The 23,467-nt window shown below is 28.5% G+C and carries 26 protein-coding genes; 14 read left to right on the plus strand and 12 right to left on the minus strand.

The window, feature by feature from the left end; genetic code table 11:
• Positions 1 to 6 precede the first annotated feature (6 nt).
• The gene (locus ACTTA8_RS06935) at positions 7 to 579 is read right to left on the minus strand and encodes a DUF3576 domain-containing protein (protein WP_440655117.1); all 573 of its coding nucleotides are present in this window, start codon (positions 577 to 579) and stop codon (positions 7 to 9) included.
• A 201-nt stretch (positions 580 to 780) separates the two neighbouring features.
• Here ACTTA8_RS06935 and ACTTA8_RS06940 point away from each other — a divergent pair, with 201 nt between their 5' ends.
• The gene (locus ACTTA8_RS06940; RefSeq protein WP_440655118.1) at positions 781 to 1,716 is read left to right on the plus strand and encodes a porin; all 936 of its coding nucleotides are present in this window, start codon (positions 781 to 783) and stop codon (positions 1,714 to 1,716) included.
• Between the two features lie 51 nt (positions 1,717 to 1,767).
• Here the strand turns inward: ACTTA8_RS06940 and ACTTA8_RS06945 are convergent, their stop codons facing one another.
• The gene (locus ACTTA8_RS06945) at positions 1,768 to 2,286 is read right to left on the minus strand and encodes a thiamine phosphate synthase (protein WP_440655119.1); all 519 of its coding nucleotides are present in this window, start codon (positions 2,284 to 2,286) and stop codon (positions 1,768 to 1,770) included.
• A gap of 8 nt (positions 2,287 to 2,294) precedes the next feature.
• Between ACTTA8_RS06945 and ACTTA8_RS06950 the strand changes: the two genes are divergently transcribed.
• Positions 2,295 to 2,954 carry a YggS family pyridoxal phosphate-dependent enzyme gene (locus tag ACTTA8_RS06950; protein ID WP_440655120.1) on the plus strand — a complete coding sequence of 220 codons (660 nt, stop codon included), beginning with the start codon at positions 2,295 to 2,297 and terminating at the stop codon, positions 2,952 to 2,954.
• Here ACTTA8_RS06950 and ACTTA8_RS06955 read toward each other — a convergent pair.
• Entirely contained in the window at positions 2,951 to 3,433 is a 483-nt protein-coding gene (locus ACTTA8_RS06955; protein WP_440655121.1) for a L,D-transpeptidase family protein, read from the minus strand. The genes ACTTA8_RS06950 and ACTTA8_RS06955 overlap by 4 nt on opposite strands.
• Before the next feature lie 23 nt (positions 3,434 to 3,456).
• Here ACTTA8_RS06955 and ACTTA8_RS06960 point away from each other — a divergent pair, with 23 nt between their 5' ends.
• Together ACTTA8_RS06960 and ACTTA8_RS06965 are read left to right on the plus strand one after the other, a co-directional pair.
• Positions 3,457 to 4,020 (plus strand): winged helix-turn-helix domain-containing protein, encoded by a 564-nt coding sequence (locus ACTTA8_RS06960; RefSeq protein ID WP_440655123.1) that lies wholly within the window; start codon positions 3,457 to 3,459, stop codon positions 4,018 to 4,020.
• A complete protein-coding gene (locus tag ACTTA8_RS06965) occupies positions 4,001 to 4,126 on the plus strand; it encodes an alternative ribosome rescue factor ArfA (protein WP_440655125.1) in 126 nt (41 codons plus the stop codon). Before ACTTA8_RS06960 ends, ACTTA8_RS06965 begins: the two co-directional genes overlap by 20 nt.
• On the opposite strand, the gene ACTTA8_RS06970 is transcribed toward ACTTA8_RS06965, so the two are convergent.
• The 6 genes from ACTTA8_RS06970 to ACTTA8_RS06995 form a co-directional block, all read right to left on the minus strand.
• Positions 4,123 to 5,052 carry an adenosine kinase gene (locus tag ACTTA8_RS06970; protein WP_440655127.1) on the minus strand — a complete coding sequence of 310 codons (930 nt, stop codon included), beginning with the start codon at positions 5,050 to 5,052 and terminating at the stop codon, positions 4,123 to 4,125. The genes ACTTA8_RS06965 and ACTTA8_RS06970 overlap by 4 nt on opposite strands.
• A gap of 1 nt (position 5,053) precedes the next feature.
• Positions 5,054 to 5,707 (minus strand): endonuclease III, encoded by a 654-nt coding sequence (nth, locus tag ACTTA8_RS06975; RefSeq protein ID WP_440655128.1) that lies wholly within the window; start codon positions 5,705 to 5,707, stop codon positions 5,054 to 5,056.
• The gene (gene dapB / locus ACTTA8_RS06980; protein ID WP_440655130.1) at positions 5,707 to 6,483 is read right to left on the minus strand and encodes a 4-hydroxy-tetrahydrodipicolinate reductase; all 777 of its coding nucleotides are present in this window, start codon (positions 6,481 to 6,483) and stop codon (positions 5,707 to 5,709) included. Before dapB ends, nth begins: the two co-directional genes overlap by 1 nt.
• A 170-nt stretch (positions 6,484 to 6,653) precedes the next feature.
• On the minus strand, positions 6,654 to 7,781 hold the full coding sequence (dnaJ, locus tag ACTTA8_RS06985; RefSeq protein ID WP_440655132.1) for a molecular chaperone DnaJ: 1,128 nt from the start codon (positions 7,779 to 7,781) through the stop codon (positions 6,654 to 6,656).
• Between the two features lie 29 nt (positions 7,782 to 7,810).
• Positions 7,811 to 9,736, minus strand: coding sequence for a molecular chaperone DnaK (dnaK, locus tag ACTTA8_RS06990; protein WP_440655134.1), 1,926 nt, complete (start codon positions 9,734 to 9,736; stop codon positions 7,811 to 7,813).
• Positions 9,737 to 9,799: 63 nt separating this feature from the next.
• On the minus strand, positions 9,800 to 10,453 hold the full coding sequence (locus ACTTA8_RS06995) for a nucleotide exchange factor GrpE (RefSeq protein WP_440655135.1): 654 nt from the start codon (positions 10,451 to 10,453) through the stop codon (positions 9,800 to 9,802).
• Positions 10,454 to 10,489: 36 nt separating this feature from the next.
• Between ACTTA8_RS06995 and rdgB the strand changes: the two genes are divergently transcribed.
• Complete coding sequence (gene rdgB, locus ACTTA8_RS07000; RefSeq protein ID WP_440655137.1) at positions 10,490 to 11,092, plus strand: RdgB/HAM1 family non-canonical purine NTP pyrophosphatase; 603 nt, start codon at positions 10,490 to 10,492, stop codon at positions 11,090 to 11,092.
• Here the strand turns inward: rdgB and ACTTA8_RS07005 are convergent.
• On the minus strand, positions 11,076 to 12,230 hold the full coding sequence (locus ACTTA8_RS07005; RefSeq protein WP_440655138.1) for an ABC transporter substrate-binding protein: 1,155 nt from the start codon (positions 12,228 to 12,230) through the stop codon (positions 11,076 to 11,078). The genes rdgB and ACTTA8_RS07005 overlap by 17 nt on opposite strands.
• A 33-nt stretch (positions 12,231 to 12,263) precedes the next feature.
• On the opposite strand from ACTTA8_RS07005, the gene rsmI reads away from it, so the two are divergent.
• Positions 12,264 to 13,124 carry a 16S rRNA (cytidine(1402)-2'-O)-methyltransferase gene (gene rsmI, locus ACTTA8_RS07010; RefSeq protein ID WP_440655140.1) on the plus strand — a complete coding sequence of 287 codons (861 nt, stop codon included), beginning with the start codon at positions 12,264 to 12,266 and terminating at the stop codon, positions 13,122 to 13,124.
• Entirely contained in the window at positions 13,114 to 13,710 is a 597-nt protein-coding gene (locus tag ACTTA8_RS07015) for a BON domain-containing protein (protein ID WP_440655141.1), read from the plus strand. The genes rsmI and ACTTA8_RS07015 overlap by 11 nt, the downstream gene beginning before the upstream one ends.
• On the opposite strand, the gene ACTTA8_RS07020 is transcribed toward ACTTA8_RS07015, so the two are convergent.
• Positions 13,707 to 15,995, minus strand: coding sequence for an NADP-dependent malic enzyme (locus ACTTA8_RS07020; protein WP_440655143.1), 2,289 nt, complete (start codon positions 15,993 to 15,995; stop codon positions 13,707 to 13,709). The two genes, ACTTA8_RS07015 and ACTTA8_RS07020, sit on opposite strands and share 4 nt — an antisense overlap.
• Before the next feature lie 118 nt (positions 15,996 to 16,113).
• Between ACTTA8_RS07020 and murJ the strand changes: the two genes are divergently transcribed.
• The 4 genes from murJ to ACTTA8_RS07040 are packed head-to-tail and all read left to right on the plus strand — an operon-like array spanning position 16,114 to position 20,319.
• The gene (gene murJ / locus ACTTA8_RS07025; RefSeq protein WP_440655145.1) at positions 16,114 to 17,643 is read left to right on the plus strand and encodes a murein biosynthesis integral membrane protein MurJ; all 1,530 of its coding nucleotides are present in this window, start codon (positions 16,114 to 16,116) and stop codon (positions 17,641 to 17,643) included.
• Positions 17,644 to 17,647: 4 nt separating this feature from the next.
• Positions 17,648 to 18,649 (plus strand): tryptophan--tRNA ligase, encoded by a 1,002-nt coding sequence (gene trpS / locus ACTTA8_RS07030; protein ID WP_440655146.1) that lies wholly within the window; start codon positions 17,648 to 17,650, stop codon positions 18,647 to 18,649.
• Between the two features lie 56 nt (positions 18,650 to 18,705).
• On the plus strand, positions 18,706 to 19,245 hold the full coding sequence (locus ACTTA8_RS07035) for a NifU family protein (RefSeq protein WP_440655148.1): 540 nt from the start codon (positions 18,706 to 18,708) through the stop codon (positions 19,243 to 19,245).
• 6 nt (positions 19,246 to 19,251) lie between these two features.
• Positions 19,252 to 20,319, plus strand: coding sequence for a glucosaminidase domain-containing protein (locus ACTTA8_RS07040; RefSeq protein ID WP_440655150.1), 1,068 nt, complete (start codon positions 19,252 to 19,254; stop codon positions 20,317 to 20,319).
• Here the strand turns inward: ACTTA8_RS07040 and ACTTA8_RS07045 are convergent.
• Positions 20,316 to 21,194, minus strand: a complete 879-nt coding sequence (locus tag ACTTA8_RS07045) for a polysaccharide deacetylase family protein (protein ID WP_440655152.1) — start codon at positions 21,192 to 21,194, stop codon at positions 20,316 to 20,318. The two genes, ACTTA8_RS07040 and ACTTA8_RS07045, sit on opposite strands and share 4 nt — an antisense overlap.
• Before the next feature lie 133 nt (positions 21,195 to 21,327).
• Between ACTTA8_RS07045 and ACTTA8_RS07050 the strand changes: the two genes are divergently transcribed.
• Genes ACTTA8_RS07050 through miaB form a run of 3 tightly spaced genes read left to right on the plus strand, consistent with a single transcriptional unit; the run spans position 21,328 to position 23,466 of the window.
• Positions 21,328 to 21,714: a peptidase M22 gene (locus ACTTA8_RS07050; protein WP_440655154.1), complete on the plus strand. Its 387-nt coding sequence runs from the start codon at positions 21,328 to 21,330 to the stop codon at positions 21,712 to 21,714.
• A gap of 9 nt (positions 21,715 to 21,723) precedes the next feature.
• Complete coding sequence (locus ACTTA8_RS07055; RefSeq protein WP_440655155.1) at positions 21,724 to 22,134, plus strand: Fur family transcriptional regulator; 411 nt, start codon at positions 21,724 to 21,726, stop codon at positions 22,132 to 22,134.
• Between the two features lie 6 nt (positions 22,135 to 22,140).
• Positions 22,141 to 23,466, plus strand: a complete 1,326-nt coding sequence (miaB, locus tag ACTTA8_RS07060; protein ID WP_440655156.1) for a tRNA (N6-isopentenyl adenosine(37)-C2)-methylthiotransferase MiaB — start codon at positions 22,141 to 22,143, stop codon at positions 23,464 to 23,466.
• Position 23,467: the final 1 nt, after the last annotated feature.

Here is a 23,467-nt window from a genome sequence, read left to right on the forward strand (position 1 = left end):
GATCTGTTATTCTATACCCAATCCTTCATTCTTATAAGGCTTGAAGTTTTTATCTTTATTTTGCTCAGAATAAATTGCTGCTTTTTTTAATATTTGCTTTTTTAATTCAGTTACCAAAACTTTATTTTCCTGTGTAATTTTGCAGTTTATTAGGCTGTCCAAACATTTTCTATTAAATACTTTTATATCTAAAGAGTCTGATCTAATTTCGTTAGTAAGAAATCTTATGCTAATTTTAATACTTTCACTTGGATCATTTTCATCTGAATACCAATCAGTAATAATAATTCCACCACTATAATTGACTGATGTTAATGGCATAAAATCTATTGTATCTAATGAGGCTCTCCATAACTCATTTGAGCTAGCAAAATCAAATTTACCACCACCAGCACCTTTTACAGCATCATTAATTCTAAAACCTCTACCTTCTTCCAAGTTTTTCTTAACTCTTTTCTTAGGATCTGCAGGAAATTTTCTAGCGTCTGCTCCAGGCATTTTTCCATTACAGTTAGAAAGTAATAAAAAAATCAAAGGAAGAATTAGAAATTTTTTAAATGAGAAATTTTCTTTATTCATAATTTTTCAAGCTTATACAGTAAAAGTTGTTTTTTTTCGAAAATATGTACAAAAAACTTTAATTTTTATGATGCAAAAATGCAACACTATACGAAAATATCAATAAAACAGGGAATAATTTGAAAAATATATCAATAATAATGATAATTACGCAATGTTTATTATTAATAATTAACACTAATTATAAAAGGAGTAATTAATATGAACACTTTTAAAAAACTAGGATTAACTGCTTTAGCTGGTTCTTTAGCAGTTTCTTCTGCAGTCGCTGGCGAAATGTCAGTAGCTGGTTCAGCGTCAATTGGAGTTAAAAATACTTCAAACGCTACAGGTAAATCTTGGACAATGGGAAATCAATTAACTTTCTCTGGTTCAGGTGAAACAGATGGTGGTTTAAATGTATCATTATCATTCGTAATTGACCAAGGTGATGACACTGCAATCGGAAGTGGTCCTTTTGATAGTCACTCTGTAACAGTTGGTTCAGACACTATGGGATCTTTAGTATTCTCTGGTGAAGGTGGATCTTCTGCTCAGTCTGCATTAGATACTACTGCAGCTGGTGACATCTGGGATAACGGTTTCGGAATTTCTTCACCATCAGCTTCAGAAGCTGGTAACAACAGCATGTTGTACACACTTCCTTCAGTAATGGATGATTTAACTCTTAAAGCTAGTTACTCTCCATCAGGTGCTGAGAAGCCAGATTCAGCTATTGCTTACAGCGCTACATACTCAGGTGTTGAAGGCTTATCTGTAAGCTACGGAACAGGTGAATCAAACACTAAAGGTTCAGAAGCTGATACAACTACGTTAAAAGGATCATATGCTATTGGTTCTATAACTTTAGGTGCATCTCAAACAGAACATGACCTAAGCACAGGTAATGATGATACAGTAAGTTCATTCAATCTTGCTTACACAGTGTCTGATGATCTATCAGTATCATATGGTGAAGAAACACATGAAACAGCAGGTTCATCAGTTGATGAAGAAGTTAGCGCTGTTACAGTTTCATACACAAGTGGTGGTATGACAATTTCTGCTGCTTCTGTTGAAGCAACAGGTGTTGATCACACTGCAGGATCAACTGCAGAACATGAAAGATGGAAATTATCTGCATCTTTTGCATTCTAATTTAATTAGAATATAAATATTAAAAGGGCCCCTTTTTAGGGGCCTTTTTTTTTATTCAAAATATGAAATACCTGCAAAATCTTTATTGTTAATTAAATCTAATTTTTTCAAATTATTTTTTGAAATCCCACCAAGAGCAACAATCCTTTTTATTGTTAATTTTTTCAAAAGTTTAAATTTATAAATTCCCAGATAATTTTTATTTTTTTTAAAAATAGAAGATAGAAAAATTTCACTTACACCTTGCTTTTCCTTTGTTCTTATTTCTTTTATATTGTGAGCTGATCCAATTATGTTAAATTTATTTTTTAATGAAAAAGCTAAATGACCTTTAGATTTATTAAATGAAGGAATATAGGCACCATCTAGATTTAATTTAATCGCAAGTTTAATATTGTTAGATAAATAAAAATTTATGTGCTTTTTTTTACAATATTTTTTTAATTTAATTATGGTTTCTTTATTAGCAACCTTAGAACTATAATTTCTATAAATTACAATGGTTTGCTTGTCTAATTTGTCTATATTTTTTGTTTCATATTTGCTTATAAAGTAATATTTTTTGTTCATACTTAATTATGCATATTACTGTAAAAAATTTATTAGACATCGAAAATAATATTAAAGTTTCAATAAATGAGTTTAATATTAACTCTAAACCACAAATTATAGCAGTCTCAAAAACATTTAAAATTGATAAAATTTTACCCCTAATAGAGTATGGTCATATTAACTTTGGAGAAAATAAAGTTCAGGAAGCAATCGAAAAATGGACAGAAATTAAAAAAATAAAACCATCTATTAAACTTCACATGATTGGTAAATTACAAACTAATAAAGTTAAATTTGCAGTTAAATTATTTGATTATATTCACTCTGTCGATACTAAAAAACTTGCAAAAAAAATCTTAGACGAGCAAACTAAAATAAATCGAAAGATTAAAATATTTCTACAAGTTAACATTGGTGAGGAAAGTCAAAAATCTGGTATTAACAAAGAGAATGTAGAGCAATTGGCTCTTTACTGTAAAGAAATTGGTTTGGATGTAATTGGTTTAATGTGTATTCCACCAGTAGATGTTGAACCTGATAAATATTTTGAAGAGATGCAAAATTTAAATAAATCTCTAGGTTTTGTTGAATTAAGTATGGGAATGTCATCAGATTTTATTTTGGCTGTTAAAAACCTATCAACCTTTGTAAGGGTTGGATCTAGTATTTTTGGTCAAAGATATTAGAAGATTTTTATTTTAGATTTTTTATTTACTAATTTGAGCATAATTAGAAAATCTTTTTCACTTAATCCTACACATCCTGCAGTTGGTATATAATTTTTTGTCAGATGAATAAAAATACAACTACCTAAACCACTGATAGGTTTTTTAAAATTATATTTGATTGGTATTAGAAAATCATACTTATAATCTTTTCTGCTAAGTTTTTCATATTTTGTTTTTTTATTTATTTTAATAAGTTTGTTATATTTTTTTGGAAAACGAATATCATCACACCATCCCATATTTTTCTTAATCACAATACATTTAAGCAATGTGTTTGGTTTATTCTTACGATCTTTTCTAAAATAAAGATTTTCAATCTCAAATATACCTCTAGGTGTTTTTTTATCCCCTTCTTTTTTATTTCTTGTTGATCCATTTTTTCCAATGCAACATCTAAATTTGAATTCATCTATCTGAAGAGTGTGTTTATTTTTCACATAAATTGTCATATTCTATTTTTATGAGTGTACAAAATTTAATAATATATAAGTTTAAAGGTTTATACCACATTCTTGAAGAACTTAATTCTGATTTAAATTTTAATGTTATATTTGCAGATAATGAAAGTTCTCTAAATGAAAAAATAAAAAATTTGAATAATTTTTTAATTGTGTCAAATAAAAAAAATACAGATTTTAATAATCAATTTATTTTAGAAAATAAACCAATAAATATTTTTAAATTTATAGAAAAGTTGAATATTGAATTTTTAAAAAACCAATTTAATAATCAGTCCGAGATTAATGTAGGCAGTTATATTATTGATCTTAATTCAAGAGAAATAAGGTCAAAAAATATTAAACTTAAACTGACTGAGAAAGAAATCAATACGATTACATATTTATCTAAATCTAATAATCCAGTGAGTATTGAAGAATTACAAGAAAAAGTGTGGAGTTATCAATCTGATATAGAAACCCATACTGTTGAGACACATGTATATCGATTAAGAAAAAAAATATTAAACACTTTTAACGACAATGGTTTTATAGTTAGTAAAAAAAATGGCTATCAAATCAGTTAAAAAAAATCCAATTGCTAAAGAATTGTTTACAAAAAAGTATAAGTTAAAAAAAATTAAGCCTAAAAAAGGAAAAGGAAGTTTTAAAAGAAAAAAAATTTATTTTTAAAGTCTTGCACCAATTTGTTGTATTATTTTTGATGACATTTCAGTCCCTTTTTCAAGGCACTCTTTAGTAGAAAATTTATTTATATACCCATGTAAAAATCCTGCAGCAAAAAGATCACCAGCACCTGTAAGATCAATTATACTGAGATTTTTTTGTATGTTAGTTTCAACAACTTCATCGCCATTGATTGCAATTGCGCCTTTTTCCCCTCTAGTAACGATTATTAATTTATTAAGTTGTTTTGAAAAATTTACAACTTCATTAAAATTTTTTGCTTCAATTAAAGAGGTAATTTCTTGTTCATTAGCAAAAGTTATATCGAGTTTGTTTTTAACTAAATTTAAAAAATGAGGTTTGTGTCTATCCACACAAAATAGATCCGAGAGAGACATTGCAACTTTATTTGCATTATTTATAGCTTTATCAAATGCTTTTTTTGGTTCTCCTTCATCCCATAAATAACCTTCTAAAAATATTATTTCACTCTTTTTAATAGCATCAGAACTAACATCATGTTCATTAATTTTTCCTGCCGTACCCAAGAAGGTGCACATTGTCCTTTCTGAGTCCGGAGTTACTAATATTAAGCAAGTCCCTGTTGGTAATTTTTCTTTTTTTTTTGAATAAAAATACTTTACATTTTCTTTTTTTAATCCTTCTTCATAACTGCTACCAAATTTATCGTCTGAAATTTTTCCTATAAAGCCAGCTTCATCTCCAAGCTGAGATATACCAACGATTGAGTTTGCAACTGACCCTCCAGAAACCGTTTTTTCAACCTTTAGATTTGTTAATAAGTTTTTGAATTCATTTTCATCAAAAAATAATTTCATTGTACTTTTTGTAAGTTTGTTTTGATCAATAAAACTATCATCAACTTTACAAATGACATCCACAATAGCGTTTCCTATTCCTAAAATTTTCATATCAAGCCTTTTTGGTAATAACAGGTTTTTTTCTATTTGGGTAGCAAGTAGTACATATTTTGCAGCTCATTCCATAGCAATCTCTGGCTTTACAATATTCTCTGCCATAAAAGATTATTTGGAGATGAAGTTTGGACCAGGTTTTTTTAGGAAATATTCTTTTTAAATCTTTTTCAGTTTGTACTACATCTTTTCCATTTGTTAATCCCCACCGTTGTGCAAGTCTGTGAATGTGAGTATCAACAGCAAAAGCTGGATATCCAAAACCTTGGGACATAACAACACTTGCTGTTTTGTGTCCTACGCCAGGTAGTTTTTCAAGTTCTTCAAAGGTTTTAGGTACTTTACCTTTATGTTTTTCTAGCACTTGTTTTGACATTAAATAAATACTTTTTGCTTTAACTCTAAAAATACCAATTTTCTTAATTAATTTTTCAATTTTTTTTCTTCCTAATTTTACAAAGTGTTCTGGCTTATAGTATTTCGGATATATATCTTTTGTTACATTATTGACATTTACATCAGTACATTGTGCAGAAAGTAAAACTGAAATTAATAGAGTGAAAGTATTTTTACTTTTCAAAGGAACTGGTGCTTTAGGATAAATTTTATTTAAAGTTTTAATAATTACTTTTGCTTTTTGTTTTTCATTCATTATGAAAAGTTAAGCAAATCTCTCATCGAATATAATCCTGGTTTTTTTTTCATTAACCATTTGGAAGCGGTTAAGGCCCCGTCTGAGTATAGTGCTCTATCAAAAGCCTCATGATTTAATGTAATTATTTCTTTTCCACTTGAGAATTTTACCTCATGTTCACCAATAATTTCACCTTTTCTAATCGAGTTAAAATTAATTTTTTTTCCATAAGGAAATGATTTTTTATTCAAGAATTTCTTACCAATCAAATTATATAAATTTTTATTTTTTCCCACAGCAATTCCTTTACCAAGCATTAATGCTGTACCGGATGGATAGTCTTTTTTATGTTTGTGGTGTACTTCAAATATTTTACTTAAGTATTCATCATTAAGTGATTTTGAGGCAATCTCAGTTAAATACATTAATAAATTTACACCTAGGCTCATATTACCAGCTTTTAAAATTGGTATTTTTTTTGAGTAAATTTTAATTTGATTTTCTTGCGCTCTAGTAAATCCAGTGGTACCAATTACAACTTTTTTCCTTAGTTTTGAAGCTATTTTGAGTATTTCAAGCGTACAATTTGGAACTGTGAAATCAATAATTATATCAGTTTTCTTAAACGCTTTATCAGAATTTAATTCAGGTTTAACACCATTAAATTTTTTATTCACCAATCTATTTTCTGTAAGTGAAACTAATTTAAAATTTTTATTTTTTTTTGAGGATTTAATGAGTTGTTGACCCATTCTTCCCATACACCCTGAAATAGATAAATTAATTTTTTTCATTAAGAAACAAAATACACAAGTATCACAAGAACAATCGTAATTACACCCCAAATACCTAAATTTTTAAAAAATACTCTCCTTTTTAAATTTGATTTTATGAAATTAGGTAAAACTAAAAATAGTATTAATATTAAAGCTATTGATGGAATTATTTCCTCTAATCCCATAGTTTAATTTTTCCAAAAATCTTTTGCTTTTTGAAAAAACTTTTTGATACTTGGGTTTGATTTGTCGTTTTCTATTTCTCTAAATTGTTCTAATAATTCTTTCTGTTTTTTGTTTAAGTATACTGGTACTTCTGTTTTTACTTGAACATATAAATCACCAAAGTCACCTCTTCTCATAAATGGCATTCCTTTGCCTTTTAATCTAAATTGTTTACCGTTTTGGGTTCCATCTGGAATTTTTATTTTTGCTCTTCCACCATCAATTGTTGGTATTTCAATCGTAGTTCCAAGAGCCGCATCAGCAAGAGATAGAGGAAACTCAAAAAATAAGTTTTCATCTGATCTTTTAAATAATTCATGAGAATTAACATTTATAAATAAATATAAATCGCCTGTAGCACCACCTCTGCTGCCAGCTTCACCTTTTCCGGCAAGTCTTATTCTAGTACCATCATCTACTCCTTTAGGAATAGTTACGGATATTTTTTTGGATGTTTGTTTTTTCCCCTGACCATTACAATCATTGCATGGATTGGTGATTTCTTCACCATTACCATTACATTGTGGACATGTTTGTTGAACTGTAAAGAAACCCTGATTAGATCTTATTCTTCCATTTCCTCCACAATAAGAACACCTGTCTGGAGAATAACCTGGTTCTGAACCATTACCTTTACAAGTCCCACATTGCTCAGTAGTTGCAAATTTAATGTCTTGTTTTTTCCCGTGATAAGCTTCCTCTAATGAAATTGATAAATCGTATCTTAAATCTGAACCTCTATTATTTGACCTTCTGTTTCTTGATCTTCCTCCACCTCCAAAATCCCCAAAGAAATCCTCAAAAATATCTGAAAAATCAGTTCCGCCAAAACCACCAAAACCACCACCTGGTCTACCACCACCATTTTCAAATGCAGCATGTCCAAAGTTATCATAGTTTTGTTTTTTTTCTTTGTCTGAAAGTATTCCGTAAGCTTCACTAGCTTCTTTAAATTTTTCTTCTGCTTTTGAATCACCTGGATTTTTATCTGGATGATATTTAACTGCTAGTTTTCTATACGCAGACTTTAGTTCATCAGGACTTGCGCTCTTATTAACGCCTAGGACATCATAATAGTCTCTTTTAGCCATCAAATTACCCCAGACAATTAAATGTCAGTTTATGCGCTTTTCTCTTTATTCTCGTCTTTTACTTCTTCGAAATCAGCATCAACAACATTCTCGTCTTTTTTACCTGTATTATCTCCACCATCATCTTTTCCTGATTCTGGTTTAGCACTTTGTTGTGATTTGTAGATTGCCTCTCCAAGTTTCATTGAAGCTTGAACTAAAGCTTCTGTTTTTTTCTTGATATTTTCAATATCTTCACCTTTTAGAGCTTCTTTTACAGCAGATGATGCATCTTCAATTGCTTTTTTCTCTGCATCTGAAATTTTTGATCCATGTTCTTTTAAGTTCTTCTCTGTTGAATGAATTAAAGTGTCTGCTTGGTTTCTAACATCAACTGACTCTCTTTTCTTTTTATCAGCTTCTTTATTAGCTTCAGCATCTTTGACCATTTTTTCGATTTCTTCATCACTTAATCCACCTGAAGCTTGAATTTGGATTTTTTGTTCTTTACCAGTTCCTTTGTCTTTTGCTGAAACATTTACGATACCGTTAGCATCAATATCAAACGTAACTTCAATTTGAGGAACTCCTCTTGGAGCTGGTGCAATACCTACCAATTCAAAATTACCTAATAACTTGTTATCAGTAGCCATCTCTCTTTCGCCTTGTAAAACTCTGATAGAGACAGCTGGCTGATTATCTTCTGCTGTTGAGAAGACTTGGCTTTTTTTAGTTGGAATTGTTGTATTTTTATCAATTAGTTTAGTTGAAACTCCACCAAGCGTTTCAATACCTAATGACAATGGTGTAACGTCTAATAAAAGAACGTCTTTAACATCTCCTTGCAACACTCCTGCTTGAATAGCAGCACCCATTGCAACTACTTCATCAGGGTTTACACTTTTATTAGGGTCTTTTCCAAAAAAGTTTTTAACTTCTGCTATAACTTTTGGCATTCTAGTCATACCACCAACCATAACTACTTCATCTATCTCGCTTGCAGTAATTCCTGCGTCTTTTAAAGCAGTCTGACATGGAGGCATTGTTCTAGCAATTAAATCTTCAACTAAAGCTTCAAGTTTTGCTCTAGTCATCTTTAAATTAATGTGTTTTGGGCCTGTTTTATCCGCAGTTATAAATGGTAAGTTTATGTCTGTTTGTTCTGCAGATGATAATTCAATTTTTGCTTTTTCAGCCGCTTCTTTTAATCTTTGTAAAGCAAGTTTATCTGATTTAAGATCAATACCATTATCTTTTTTAAATTCAGAAATTAAATAATCAACTATAGCATTATCAAAATCTTCACCACCTAAAAAAGTATCACCATTAGTTGATTTAACTTCAAATACACCATCACCTAACTCAAGTATAGAAACATCAAATGTTCCTCCACCTAGATCGTATACAGCAATTTTTTTATTTTGTTTTTTATCTAAACCATAAGCTAGCGATGCAGCAGTTGGTTCATTGATAATCCTCAAGACTTCTAGTCCTGCAATTTTACCTGCATCTTTTGTAGCTTGTCTTTGTGCATCATTAAAATATGCTGGTACAGTAATTACAGCTTTTGTTACTTCTGATCCTAAATATTTTTCAGCTGTCTCTTTCATCTTTTGTAATATGAATGCAGAGATTTGTGAGGGAGAATACTTTTCTCCTTTAGCTTCAATCCAAGCGTCTCCTTTTTCAGAGTTAACTATTTTAAATGGTGCAGCTTCAACATCTTTTTTTACTGTTGGATCATCAAAATTTCTTCCGATTAATCTTTTAACTGCAAAAATTGTATTTTCAGGATTTGTTACTGCCTGTCTTTTAGCAGGTTGACCTATTAATTTTTCATTTTCGTCAGTAAATGCAACTACTGAAGGAGTTGTTCTTGCTCCCTCTGCATTTTCTAAAACCTTAGCTTGTGTTCCTTCCATTACCGCAACACAAGAGTTGGTTGTTCCTAAGTCTATTCCAATTATTTTACTCATAATATTATTGTCTCTCTTTCGTCATATAGGGTTTAAATTTGAAACTACAAGTTGATCTCATTATTATTTATCTCCTGAATTTTCCTGATTTTGTTCAATTTTTTCCTCTTTTTTGGTAATTTTTTTTGAGACACCAACTAATGAAGGTCTTAAAAGTCTATCTTTAATAGTGAAGCCTTTTTGAATTTCTTGAACAATTGTTCCAGCTTCTTTAGTGTCATCTTCAATCTCCATCATTGCTTGATGAAAGTTAGGATCTAGTTTTTTGTTAATACAATCAATTGGTTTAATATTGTTTTTTTCAAAAATAGAAATTAAATCTTTCTTTATTATCTCTAAATGCTCCAGTGTCTTTTTTAAAGCGTCTGTTTCTTTTAACTTGTCATCACTTTCTAAAACATGTTTAGAACGATCTAAGTTATCAATTAAATTTAACGCTTCTTTAGCAAAGCTAGAGCCTCCATACTCAAAGGCGTCCTCTTTTTCCTTTTCAAACCTTCTTCTTTGATTTTCCATTTCAGCAAAAGTTCGTGCCAGTTTATCTTCTAGTTCAGTAATTTTTTCTTCTGGAGTTGGTTCTTTAATTTCTTCTTTAGTTTCCTGAGGTGTTTCTTGTTCATTTTCACCCGCTGAGCTTTCCTCAGGTTTTTCTGCTTCTTTTTCTAAATTCTGATTTTCGTCTTCTGGAGTATTGTTTTGGTTTTCTTCTTTTTCCATAGGCTCATATATGGTAAGGAATTTAATTATTTCTAGATGTCTAAGCAAAAAATTAAACAATTACTCATTGGCACTAACAACAAGGGTAAATTAAGAGAAATTAGGAGTTTATTACCAAATTATATCAAAATTTACTCTACTTCTGATTTTAAACTTAAAAGTCCTGCTGAAAATGGAAAAACTTTTGAGGAAAATTCCTTAATTAAATCAAAATATTTCTCTAAAAAGACCGGTTTAATATGTTTGGCTGATGATTCTGGTTTGGAGATAGATTATTTAGATAAAAGACCTGGAATTTATTCTGCACGATGGGGAGGAAAATCAGGGGATTTTAATAAAGCTATTAAAAAAGTATTTAGAGAGCTAGATAAAAAAGATAAAAATTGGAAAAATAAAAAAATTAAAGCAAGATTTGTTTGTGCTCTATCAATCTCGCACTTAAATAAAAAAATTACTTGTGTAGTAGGCAAAGTTGAGGGTCGAATATCAAATGAGCCAAAGGGGAAAAATGGATTTGGTTATGATCCAATTTTTATTCCACTAAAAAAATCTAAAACATTTGGTGAAATGAAACCATCTCAAAAATATAAAATGGACCATCGTTATCAAGCTTTTAAAAAGCTTAAAAGATTTCTGTAAGTTTTTTATCCTCTATTTTATAAAAATTTAATCTGTGGTTAATTTTGTTATCTTTAATATCAAAAATTCCTATCTTTCCTTTGAATGAATTTTTTTTCTTAAATAATTTATCCATTTTTGAAAGATCTGATTTCAATGAAAGATAATATACTAAACCAACTAAATCATAACTTAACAATGATAGATGGGATGGGTTTTGATTAAAAGCATTAAAATATTTGATTTTAAAATCATCAAAATTTTCTTTATTAATTGATGGATAATAAATTGGTTGAATATTTGTTTCTTCCATTAAACTTTCATCAAACCATTGGTTAAGAGTTATAAAGTATTTATTTTTTGGAGACACATCAGTGTACAGCAAAGAAGTTGCAACACTTTTGAGACTTTCATCAAAATCAGATATAACAACCACATCAAAATTAACATTTCCAATTGTATATTTTTTTTCTAAGTTTTTTATTTTTCTTTCTTTATTTGGTTCATTTGATTCTTTAATTCTTTGAATTTCATCTGCTAGATTTTGTTTTCTAATTTTATATTTGGTTATTTCCTCAATTTGTTTTGTAAGCTTAGTTGGTTCAGTATTATATTCAAAATTTTTAAAAATTTTTATTTTTGAATTTTTTAAACCGTCCTTTACTTCAAACTCAAAATTTTGAATCGGGGTTAAAAAAAGAGTTTTTTTTAAATTATTTTCATCTAAAAATTTTTTTATAGTATTAAACTGTGAAGTGGAATTTATTCCAGCAGAAATTACATTTTTAGGCAAATCCAAAGTCTTATTTGTTAAAGATAAAAAAGTTAAATCTTCCATCTCATCCAAGTAAGTTAAGCTCTCATGAAATATTGGTCCAATAATAATATTAATTCCCATTTGTTTTAATTCAAAAGCAGACTTAAGAGTTTGGTTAGCTCTTGTGGCAGTATCTTTTGGATAAATTTCAATTAAATCATTATTAATATCTTTGACAGCTAAACTTACAGCTTTAATAATAGATGAGCCCAGATCTTTATTTTCTCCAGTCATCGGAACTAACAGTCCAATTTTTATTTTTTCATTTGCATTAACTAAATTTAAGAAGTTTAAGAATAAGAGAAGTAAAGAAACAGAAATAATTTTGAGAATCTTTTTCATTTTGATGTTATTATATAATTTTTAAGCTGAATTATGATCACAAAACCACAATTTAAATCAAATGATTATAAAAACGGGCTTTATTTGGTAGCAACACCAATAGGTAATTTAAAAGATATATCATTCAGATCATTAGAGGTTCTGGAAAAATCAGATTATATACTTTGTGAGGATACACGTGTTTCTAAAAATTTATTAGAAAAATATCAAATTAAATCAAAATTGATTTCAAATCATAAATTCAATGAAAAAAAAAATACATTACAAGTAATTGAATATTTAAAATCAGGTAAATTAATTTCACTTATATCAGATGCGGGAACTCCAAGTATCTCTGATCCAGGTTTAGTATTGGTAAATGAATGTATAAGAAATAATCTTAATATATTTTCAATACCTGGACCTTCAGCAGTTACAACTGCTGTTGCAGCAAGTGGGTTTTCTGATAAATTTTTATTTTATGGTTTTTTACCAGAAAAAAAAAATCAAATTGAAGATGAATTAAAAAAACTATCAAATTTTAATTACAGTTTGGTTTTTTTTTCATCATCAAAAAAAATAAATAAACTTATTCCTGCATTTAAAAATTTTTTTAATGGAAGAAAAATAGTTTTCTGTAGAGAGCTGTCTAAATTGTATGAAGAGTATATTAGAAAGAATATCGATGAATTAGAATTATTTAACAATGAATTAAAAGGGGAATTAACAATAGTTATTTCTGAAAAAAAAGAAGAAAAAGCTTCCCAAAAGCTAAGTGAATCAGATATTAATTTGATAAAGAAAATGATTAACAAATTAACTACAAAAGAAATTACAGATTTAATATGTAGCAATAAAAATATTCCCAAAAAGGTAGTTTATAATTTTTGCTTAAAATTAAAAAATGAAATTTAAAATTTTAATAATTATTTTTTTATCAATTATTTTATCAGGTTGCGTGCCAGGAGTTAGCTCAACTGGTTTATTCGGGACAGGAGTATCAGTAGCAATTGATCCAAGAACTGTCGGAACACAAATAGACGATTCTATTATGCAAAAAACAATTTCAAGTAAAATACTTGCTATGGATAAAAAACATTTTTTAAAAGTTAAAACTAAAGTTTTGGACGGAAGAATATTTATCACTGGAAAAGTTGATGCACCAGAAGAAAAATTAAAAATTACTAAAATTGCCTGGGAAACAAAAGGCGCTAGATCGGTAAGAAATGATATCAAAATTAAAGAGGAATTTAATTTTAAGCAGTCAGCAAAAGATTTACTTATAACGTCTCAATTAAGAACTGCCTTGATAGTAAATAAAAATATCAAAGCAACAAATTATCAAATAGATACTTATAAAAAGAAAATTTACATTTATGGAATAGCTTTAACTGATGAAGAAAAAGAAATGGTTATCAGTGAAGCAAAAGAAATTCTTGACGTTGAAGATGTTGTTGCAAGTATTTTGCTACTTGAAGATTTGAGAGTTCAAAAAAATTAATCTATTTTATATTCAATTACCTCAGATGAATAAGCGGCAATTGAAGCTAAATTAATTATTTCTGATGTTGAAGACCTAAGAGGAGCAATTTCAATTGGCAAACCAAGTCCAATCAATAAGGGTCCTATAACTTTAGTATCACCTAAAGTTTTCATTAGTTTATAGGATATAGCTGCACTATGTTGTCCAGGCATTATCAGAATATTTGCTTTACCTACTATTTTTGCAAAAGGATAGAGATCTTCGTAATCAGGATTGAGAGCAACATCAGGCTGCATATCACCATCAAATTCAAAATTAACTTGTCTATCTTTTAAAATATCTACTGCTGTACGAATGTGTTTTGTTCTACTCGTTAAAGGTTGTCCAAATGTAGAGTGTGAAACAAATGCAATTTTTGGATCAATTCCAAAAAGTCTCACTACTCTAGCTGCTGAAATTGCTATTTCTGCCATTTCTTCTGATGATGGGTATTCATGAACGCTTGTATCGGCAATAAAAATTGTTTTTCCTTTATTAACAACCATGTTTAGTCCAAACATTATTTCACCTTTTCTAACATCAACAACTTGTTTTATTTTTTCAAGAGATGCTCCAAAACGTCTAGTATTTCCAGTAACTGCACCATCTGCATCTCCACAAGCGACCATGCTAGTAGCCCAGACAACTCTATCGTTTCTGACCATTCGATCACAATCTCTTTCTAATAAACCTTGTTCTCTTTGAAGTTTTTTAAATAGATGATTTACGTATTTTTTTCTTTTTTCTTCATCTTTTGAATTGGTAATTTCGATATCAAAATTTTCGTTGTAACCGATATTTTTAATCTGCTCTTTAATTTTACTTTCTTTACCAACTAAAATTGGAATACCAAGTTTTGAATTTTTAAATGCTATTGCAGCTTTTAAAGTATTTTCGTCTTCACCATCTGCAAAAACAATTCTTTTTTGATTCTTTTTAATGAACGTGTTTATACCTTGCATAATTGTAACTGTTGGGTCTAATCTTTGTTTAAGTTGCTCTTTATAGATTTCAAAATTATCAATTTTTTTTCTAGCAACCCCACTTTCAATAGCAGCCTTAGCTACAGCAGCTGGAATAACACTAATTAATCTTGGGTCAAAAGTTGATGGGATTATATAATCTTTTCCATAATGAGGCCTTTCACCTCCCATAGCTGCCACAACTTCATCTGGAACATCTTCTCTAGCAAGTTTTGCTATAGCTTCAGCAGCAGCAACTTTCATTTCTTCATTAATTGTTTTTGATCTCACGTCTAGCGCACCTCTAAATATATAAGGAAATCCAATTAAATTATTTACTTGATTGGGATAATCTGATCTTCCAGTTGCAATAATCGCATCATTTCTTACATCGTTTATTTCTTCAGGTGTAATTTCTGGATCAGGATTTGCACATGCAAATATAATTGGATTTTTAGACATGCTTTTAACCATATCTTTTTTCAAAACACCTTTAGAAGATAATCCTAAGAAAACATCAGCCCCTTTAATGGCATCACTTAAAGTTCTTAAATCTGTATTAATTGCAAATCTTGATTTCCATTGATCTATACCTTCCGCTCTTCCTTTATAAATCACACCTTTTCGATCTAGCATTATTACATTTTCAGATTTTACACCTGAGTTAATAAATAACTCTGTACATGCCTGAGCAGATGCACCAGCACCATTAACTACAACTTTTATATCTTTGATTGATTTTCCACTTATGTCGAGTGCATTCAGTAAAGCTGCTGTTGTGATAATTGCTGTTCCATGTTGATCATCATGAAACACAGGAATATCTAATATTCCTTTAAGTTTTTGCTCTATGATAAAACAATCTGGTGCAGCTATATCCTCTAAATTTATTCCTCCAAAACTCGGAGCAAAGTTTTTAATTGAATTGATAATTTCATCAGCATCTTTACAGTCTATTTCTAAATCAATCGAATCTATATCTGCAAATCTTTTAAATAGTACTGCCTTTCCTTCCATAACTGGTTTAGAGGCTAATGCACCTAAGTTACCCAATCCTAAAATTGCAGAACCATTACTAATTACGGCTACTAAATTTCCTTTACTTGTATAATCATAAGCTGCTTCTGGATCCTCACTTATTTTTTTAACTGGGGCAGCAACCCCTGGAGAATAAGCAAGAGCAAGGTCTCTTTTTGTAGTCATATTTTTGGAAGAGACTATTTCAATCTTGCCAGGTTTCTTATCTTTATGAAAATCTAAAGCTTCTTTATCTGTGTAATGATCAATCTTTGTTTTTTTCATTTTTATTAAACTGAATACAAACTTTATCTATTTTATATTTTTTATTATTTGGAATATTTGATCTATATATTCTGATAATAAGTATACAATTAGGGTAAAATTAAGACTAATATGATTTATGAACTTAATTAAGTCAACAGGCACATTTGGCTTTTATACCATCATTAGCAGACTGCTTGGATATATTAGAGACATATTAATTGCAATATTTCTTGGAACAGGTTTGTTGGCAGATGCTTTTTTTGTAGCATTTCGAATTCCAAATACATTTAGAAGATTATTCTCAGAAGGAACTTTCAATGCCGCCTTTGTACCTAGCTATACTTCTGAAATGAACAAAGGAAAAAAATCTGCAAACGATTTTGCAAATAATATTTTTAATCTTTTATTTTTAGGTCTCTTAATTTTAACAATAGTTGTTCAAATTTTTATGCCTGGATTTGTATCAATTATTGCCCCAGGTTTTGTAGATGATTTAGAAAAAATGGATTTAGCTATCAGTTTAACAAGGATTACTTTTCCTTTTTTATTATTTATTAGTTTAGCATCTTTTTTTTCTGCAATATTAAATTCTCATAATAAATTTGCTGCAGCTTCAGCAGCACCAATTTTATTAAATGTTATTTTAATAATTGTTTTATTATTTTCTAAAGCCTTAGGAGATGAGCTTGTTTACCATTTATCATACGGTGTATCCTTAGCAGGTTTTTTACAATTAATTTTTTTATATTATTTTGTTAAAAGATTTTTTTCATTTAAATTTAAATTTAAGTTAGCAAGTGATGAAAAAGTAAAGTTTTTTTTTAGAAAACTATTACCGAGCATTTTTTCATCTGGCGTAACTCAAATCAATATTTTAGTTGGAACAATTATTGCTTCCTTTCAAGCTAGCGCAGTTTCTTATCTTTATTATGCAGACAGAATTTATCAGATCAATCTAGCGATAGCTGGTATTGCCATTGGAGTTGTGATTTTGCCACAACTTTCAAGATTTATAGACACCAAAAATGAAGAAAAAATTTCTTTTATTCAAAACAAAGCTTTAGAGCTAAGTTTATTTTTAAGTATTCCCGCAACAATAGCTTTAATGATTGGTTCAGAGCAAATAATTTCAGCGTTATTTGGTTATGGTAATTTTAATAAAGAATCTGTTAATAATTCAAGTCTTTCTTTATTCTATTTTGCCTTAGGTTTACCCGCTTTTGCTTTGATAAAAGTTTTTTCAAGTTTTTTCTTTGCTAATCATAATACAAAAATACCATTTTATATTTCGTTAATTTCGGTTCTTTTAAATATTTTAATTAGTATTTATTATTTTAACAAAATAGGTTTTATTATAATTCCAATTGCAACTTCAATTTCATCTTGGTTTAATGCAGTAGTACTTTTTATATATTTAAAAAATAATAATTTATTCTATTTTCAAAATAACTTTTTTTTAAATTTCTTTAAAATAATTTTTGCATCAATTTTAATGGGATTATTCTTTAATTTTCTATTAAACTTTTTTGAAAATCAACTTTCATTTTATTATAGCTTTAAATCAATTTATTTAATCTTAAGCGTATTATTTGCACTATTCTTTTACATATTTATTTGTTATTTCATCAAAGCTTTTAAAATTAGTGATATTAAATTAAACTATTAAAAATATGGGTAAAAAAATATTTTCTGGTGTTCAGCCAACAGGCAATCTTCACCTTGGTAATTATTTAGGTGCAATCAAAAACTTTGTAGACCTTAATAATGACCCTGATAATGATTGTATATTCTGTGTGGTTGATCTGCACGCAATTACAGTTAAACAAGACCCAAAAGAGCTAAAAAATAATATTCGAGAGACCGTAGCTACTTTTATAGCAAGTGGAATTGATCCCAAAAAAAGCATTATTTTTAATCAATCTGGTGTAGCAGCCCATTCAGAGGGAGCTTGGATTTTGAGCTGTGTTGCTCGAATGGGTTGGTTAAATAGAATGACACAATTCAAGGAAAAAGCAGGTAAAGATAAAGAAAAAGCAAGTGTTGGACTGTATTCATATCCTGTTTTAATGGCAGCTGATATTCTTTTGTACGATGCGACTCATGTCCCTGTTGGTGATGATCAGAAACAACATCTTGAGCTATGTAGAGATATTGCTCAAAAGTTTAATAATGATTTTGATAAAGATAATTTTTTGCAAGTACCTGAACCTTTAATTCAAAAAGAATTTTCTAGAATTATGAGTTTAAAAGATGGATCAAAAAAGATGAGTAAATCTGAATTATCAGATTTAAGCAGAATTAATTTAACAGATGACAAAGATGCAATAGTAAATAAGATAAAAAAAGCAAAAACTGATCCGTTACCAATGCCAAGTAGTGTTGAAGAATTAAAAGAGAGGTTAGAAGCAAAAAACCTTCTTGGCATATATTCTAGTTTAAACAATTCAACTTTACAAAATACAGTCGAAAACTTTTCAGGTAAAAATTTTTCTGAATTTAAAAATCAACTTTCTGATTTATTGGTTAAAAAGATTGAACCTATATCTTTGGAAATTAAAAAACTTTTAAATGATCAACCTTATTTAGATAAAATTCTTCTAGAAGGAGTTGAAAAAGCAAACTCAATTGCATCAAAAAAGATAGATAGAATTAAAGAAATACTAGGATTTTAATATAATTTAAATATCAAGTTTAAATTTTAGAAATAAGATCTATATATATTTACAACATGTTCGTACAAACTGAAATAACACCAAATCCTAATTCTTTGAAATTTCTTCCTGGGAAGAAAGTTTCAAACAGTGGGCCTTATGAAATAACAAGTAAAGATCAAATAAATAATGATTTGGTTAGAAATATCTTGTCAGTCAATGGGGTTGAGGGTATTTTTTTAGGACAGGATTTTATTTCAGTAAATAAAAATGACCAAATTAAATGGGACGAAATTAAACATATTGTTATTTCATTAATAAATGACTTTTATTTAGATGGTAAAGAATACGTAATTGATGAAAATGAAGAAGAAAAAAATAATAATCTAAGTGAAATTGAGGAAAAAATTGTAAAAATTTTAGATCAAAAAATTAGACCTGCAGTTGCAAGAGATGGTGGTGATATAAAATTTAAAGAATTTAAAGACGGAATAGTAAAAGTGCAATTACAAGGAAGTTGTTCAGGCTGTCCAAGTTCGACAATGACCTTAAAGCAAGGAGTACAAAACCTTCTGTGTCACTATCTTCCAGAGGTAAAAGAAGTTATTGCAATTTAAAAATTTATGAAAAAAAATTTAATCAAATTTCAATTTAGTAAAAATAAAAGCATTAATTCTATTTCTAGATTTACGTTAAGTGGAATTTTTTTAATCTCATTTTTTTATGTAACCCCGATATTTATTAACTTTGCTGAAACAAATTTTAATCATAAGGAATTTGCAAATAACTCTAAAAATCTTTTATTAAAAAAACTTAATACAAATGGTTTAATTGAAGAAGATATCTCAGGTGAAGTAGATGAGATGGATTTACTTTATGATATTTTAGAGGATAATAATTCAGAAATTAATTTAGTCAGGTATACAACCTCAGAAATTAATTCATTATTCAAAGAGGTAAACTATAACTTAAAAGATGTGAGGGAAAATAAACTCGTAAAGCCTATCGATATAGGACTTCTTCCAAACGAAATAAATGACATCTCTAGTTCAAAGAAAAAAAAGGATATGTTTATTAAAATAATCCTTCCATTGATTGTTAAAGAAAACACTAAAATTAGAGTAGATAGAAAAAGACTTTTCACGATTCTAAATAAAAGTAGCAATACTGATATAGAAAAAAAATGGCTTGAGACAAAATTTAAGCAATATGGTGTTAGGCAAAATGATTTTTCATCATTAAAAGTAAGAATGGATGAAATTCCAGCTTCGTTAGCAATTGCACAAGCGGCAAAAGAAACAGGCTGGGGAACTTCAAGATTTGCAAGAAAAGGAAATGCTTTATTTGGTCAATGGACATGGTCAGGTGAAGGTTTAAAACCTAAAGAAGCTGACAAAAGTGAAACTCATAAGGTCATGAAATTTAATAGCTTACAACTGTCTGTGAGAGCGTACTTAAGAAATTTAAATACTCATAAATCCTACATACATTTAAGAAAAGCCAGAAGTGAGTTGAGAAGCAATGATAAACCACTTGATAGTATAATATTATCTAAACATTTAGATAAATATGCAGAAACAGGAAATCAGTACATTGAAGTACTACAAAAAATAATCAATCAAAATAAATTGAAAGATTTTGATGACGCAAGATTATTGCCATCTAGTAAGGATTTAGAAAGCTTAATTTAATTTTTTTTGACCGGAAATTGAACTCCAAACCATCTCCATTTGCCATTATCATTTAAAGAACAGTTTATCCTGCCTCTTCTAGGTTTAAAAGGTTCTCTAAATTCAATAGTTAAGATTTGATTAGATAACAAATTAGTTTTAGATTTATCCCACTTGTCCCCTTCATTGGAATAACATGTGATATTGGTTAAATTTTTTTGTTCTTTAAAAAATTCAACTTTAAAATTTGGTGGATTATTATTTATTGTAAGATGTTTTTCACTTGGAGATAAACTTTTATATTCTAAAGGATAATAATTAATTATAGATTTAAACCTTTTAAGCTCTCCATATTTTTCATTTATCGGAAATCTTGGCAATTCAAATTTATTTTTATTAAGATCAATAACCCCCGAATGTTGGCCAAATGCGTATTTAAAGTTTTGAGAAATATAATCTCTCATAAATTTAGAATATTCACCAAACGGATAAGAGAATAGACTAGGAATATAATTAAGTTCTTGTTCAAAAATTTTGTTTGCAGTTTTAATATCTAAAATGAAATTTTCTTCAGTTTCTTCTATTAGGTACTCGTGGCTATGTGAATGGTGTCCAATTAAAGAAAAATCCGCTGCATCAATTTCTCTAATTTGATCCCAGGTCATATAACCCTTGTTTCCAACTGGTTCTGTTGAAACAAAAAGTATAAATGGAATTTTATTATCTCTTAAATATGGCCAAGCTTCATTGTAAAATGATTCAAATGCATCATCAATTGTTATCAAAACTTCTTTTTCTGATTTTGAAGTTTTAAATTTTGAATCAAATTCATTAGGATTAAGAAAATTGTATTTAGAATTTTTAACAATTTCTAAGTGCTTCTTAAATATATCCATATTAATATTAGTCGATGGGTATTTATGTTCATTAAAACGATGATACATTATTGATAAAATCCCATTATCTTCTGAATAAAATTTGATATTATTTTCATCTGATTTAGAACTAAAACTAAAAAACAAAGATAAAATGAATAAACTTATAATTGATGTTGCTAGAGATAAAATTTTTTTAATGATCATAGCTAATGATCATATTTACAACATTACTCATGAGAATACTAAAATAAATTATGAAAAATTAACTTTGATAATAAAAGAATTTTTAGAATTAAATAAATTTGAATTGAAGGATATTAACAATATATACATTAACAGAGGCCCAGGAAGTTTTGCAGGGATTAGAAATTCTATTTCTGTTGTGAAGGCTCTCAAATTAGCAAAAAATATTGATTATTATTGCTACAGCTTAGAGGATTTTAAAGGTGAAAAAGACGTAAAATATGAAAATATTCCTTATTTGTGCGATAAATTTAAAGTTAAAAAAAATTTGATTAACCCTATTTATATAAGTTAAAATTAAATTATGTCTGAAACAATTGAACAAAAATGTTTAGCAAAAGGTATGAAATTAACAGATCAGAGAAAAATAATTGCTCAGGTCATGTCCGAGTCTACCGATCATCCTGATGTTGATGAACTTTACAATAGAGTTTCAAAGGTTGATAATAAAATAAGTATTGCTACCGTCTACAGAACAGTAAAATTATTTGAAGAATCTGGAATACTTACAAAGCATGAGTTTAAAGGTGGAAAAGCAAGGTATGAAGAGCTTAATGAAGGACATCATGATCATTTAATAGATGTAAAGTCAGGTGAAATAATAGAATTTGTTGATGAAGAAATCGAAAAACTTCAAAAAAAGGTAGCTGATAAATATGGTTACACTTTAGTTGATCATAAGCTTGAACTTTATGGAATAAAAAAAAAATCTTAAACTAGAATGCAAAAAATTTTTATAAAAACATTCGGTTGTCAAATGAACGAATATGATTCAAATAGAATTTTTGATTCAGTAAAGAAAATTGGTTATCAAAAAAGCAAAAACCTAGAAGAAGCTGACTGTTACTTATTAAACACTTGTCATATTAGAGATAAAGCAAAAGAAAAAGTTTATTCTGAAATAGGACGGGTTAAAAAAAGCTTTAGAGCCAAAATTAAACCATTAGTAATAATAGCGGGGTGTGTTGCTCAAGCAGAAAACCAAGAGATGCTTAAACGTGAGCCTTATATAGATTTAGTGATTGGCCCTCAAGCCTATCATAAGATTAATGAAACAATTCTGGATTATATTAAAAAAAGAAAAAAAATCGAACAAACAGATTTTGATGCTGTTTCAAAATTTAAATATTTTAGTAAAATAAAGAGTGAGGCAGGTAAAGTTTCATCTTTTTTAACTATTCAAGAAGGATGTGATAAGTTTTGTCATTTTTGTGTGGTTCCATATACTCGTGGACCAGAATATTCTAGACCATTTAATCAAATAATTGAGGAGGCAAATTATTTGTCAGATAATGGAGCAAAAGAAATTATTCTTTTGGGACAAAATGTAAATGCTTACAATGATAATAGTAAAAGACTATCCGATTTAATTTTAGAAACTGAAAAGATTAAAAATATAAAAAGAATTAGATACACAACTTCGCATCCAAAAGATATGACTGATGATTTAATTGAAGTATATAAAGTCTCTAAAAAGTTAATGCCTTTAGTCCATCTTCCAGTTCAGAGTGGATCCGATAGGATTTTAAAGTTGATGAATAGAAAACATAAAATAGATCATTATTTAAAAGTTTATGACGAATTGAAAAAAATTAATCAATCAATTGAATTTTCAAGTGATTTTATTATTGGTTATCCTGGTGAAACTGAAGAAGACTTCCAAAGTACAGTCGATTTAATTAAAAAAGTTAATTTTATAAATTCTTACTCATTTATTTTTAGTCCAAGGCCTGGGACAAAGGCAGAAGGTTTAGATTTAATTGATAAAAAAATTTCAATGAAAAGATTAGAATTTATTCAAAATTTATTATCTGAAAATCAAACTCAAATGAACAAAAAATTAGAAAATAGAACAATCAATGTTTTGGTTGAAAATTTAACTGAGGATAAATCCAAAGCTTTTGGTAGAACTGAATATATGACATCAGTAATTTTTAATGGTAAAAGAGAACATATTGGAAAAATTGTGAAAGTGAAAATTACAAATAGTAATAGAACTACATTGTTTGGAGAATTGCTAAGCAACCCAGATCAAAAGGTGGCATAAT

Origin of the sequence: Candidatus Pelagibacter sp. HIMB1506 (assembly GCF_052047935.1) — a bacterium.
Taxonomy (GTDB): domain Bacteria; phylum Pseudomonadota; class Alphaproteobacteria; order Pelagibacterales; family Pelagibacteraceae; genus Pelagibacter.

Bases quoted from the DNA above. Each gene is read 5' to 3' on its own strand.
- ACTTA8_RS06950 (WP_440655120.1), top strand. From the start codon at position 2,295: ATGCATATTACTGTAAAAAATTTATTAGACATCGAAAATAATATTAAA.
- ACTTA8_RS07050 (WP_440655154.1), top strand. From the start codon at position 21,328: ATGAATAAACTTATAATTGATGTTGCTAGAGATAAAATTTTTTTAATG.
- ACTTA8_RS06970 (WP_440655127.1), bottom strand. From the start codon at position 5,052: ATGAAAATTTTAGGAATAGGAAACGCTATTGTGGATGTCATTTGTAAA.
- ACTTA8_RS06960 (WP_440655123.1), top strand. From the start codon at position 3,457: ATGAGTGTACAAAATTTAATAATATATAAGTTTAAAGGTTTATACCAC.
- nth (WP_440655128.1), bottom strand. From the start codon at position 5,707: ATGAATGAAAAACAAAAAGCAAAAGTAATTATTAAAACTTTAAATAAA.
- ACTTA8_RS06995 (WP_440655135.1), bottom strand. From the start codon at position 10,453: ATGGAAAAAGAAGAAAACCAAAACAATACTCCAGAAGACGAAAATCAG.
- ACTTA8_RS06945 (WP_440655119.1), bottom strand. From the start codon at position 2,286: ATGAACAAAAAATATTACTTTATAAGCAAATATGAAACAAAAAATATA.
- ACTTA8_RS07005 (WP_440655138.1), bottom strand. From the start codon at position 12,230: ATGAAAAAGATTCTCAAAATTATTTCTGTTTCTTTACTTCTCTTATTC.
- ACTTA8_RS06965 (WP_440655125.1), top strand. From the start codon at position 4,001: ATGGCTATCAAATCAGTTAAAAAAAATCCAATTGCTAAAGAATTGTTT.
- rdgB (WP_440655137.1), top strand. From the start codon at position 10,490: ATGTCTAAGCAAAAAATTAAACAATTACTCATTGGCACTAACAACAAG.
- rsmI (WP_440655140.1), top strand. From the start codon at position 12,264: ATGATCACAAAACCACAATTTAAATCAAATGATTATAAAAACGGGCTT.
- trpS (WP_440655146.1), top strand. From the start codon at position 17,648: ATGGGTAAAAAAATATTTTCTGGTGTTCAGCCAACAGGCAATCTTCAC.
- ACTTA8_RS07015 (WP_440655141.1), top strand. From the start codon at position 13,114: ATGAAATTTAAAATTTTAATAATTATTTTTTTATCAATTATTTTATCA.
- miaB (WP_440655156.1), top strand. From the start codon at position 22,141: ATGCAAAAAATTTTTATAAAAACATTCGGTTGTCAAATGAACGAATAT.
- ACTTA8_RS06940 (WP_440655118.1), top strand. From the start codon at position 781: ATGAACACTTTTAAAAAACTAGGATTAACTGCTTTAGCTGGTTCTTTA.
- ACTTA8_RS07040 (WP_440655150.1), top strand. From the start codon at position 19,252: ATGAAAAAAAATTTAATCAAATTTCAATTTAGTAAAAATAAAAGCATT.
- ACTTA8_RS06935 (WP_440655117.1), bottom strand. From the start codon at position 579: ATGAATAAAGAAAATTTCTCATTTAAAAAATTTCTAATTCTTCCTTTG.
- ACTTA8_RS07045 (WP_440655152.1), bottom strand. From the start codon at position 21,194: ATGGATATATTTAAGAAGCACTTAGAAATTGTTAAAAATTCTAAATAC.
- murJ (WP_440655145.1), top strand. From the start codon at position 16,114: ATGAACTTAATTAAGTCAACAGGCACATTTGGCTTTTATACCATCATT.
- dnaK (WP_440655134.1), bottom strand. From the start codon at position 9,736: ATGAGTAAAATAATTGGAATAGACTTAGGAACAACCAACTCTTGTGTT.
- ACTTA8_RS07055 (WP_440655155.1), top strand. From the start codon at position 21,724: ATGTCTGAAACAATTGAACAAAAATGTTTAGCAAAAGGTATGAAATTA.
- dapB (WP_440655130.1), bottom strand. From the start codon at position 6,483: ATGAAAAAAATTAATTTATCTATTTCAGGGTGTATGGGAAGAATGGGT.
- dnaJ (WP_440655132.1), bottom strand. From the start codon at position 7,781: ATGGCTAAAAGAGACTATTATGATGTCCTAGGCGTTAATAAGAGCGCA.
- ACTTA8_RS07035 (WP_440655148.1), top strand. From the start codon at position 18,706: ATGTTCGTACAAACTGAAATAACACCAAATCCTAATTCTTTGAAATTT.
- ACTTA8_RS07020 (WP_440655143.1), bottom strand. From the start codon at position 15,995: ATGAAAAAAACAAAGATTGATCATTACACAGATAAAGAAGCTTTAGAT.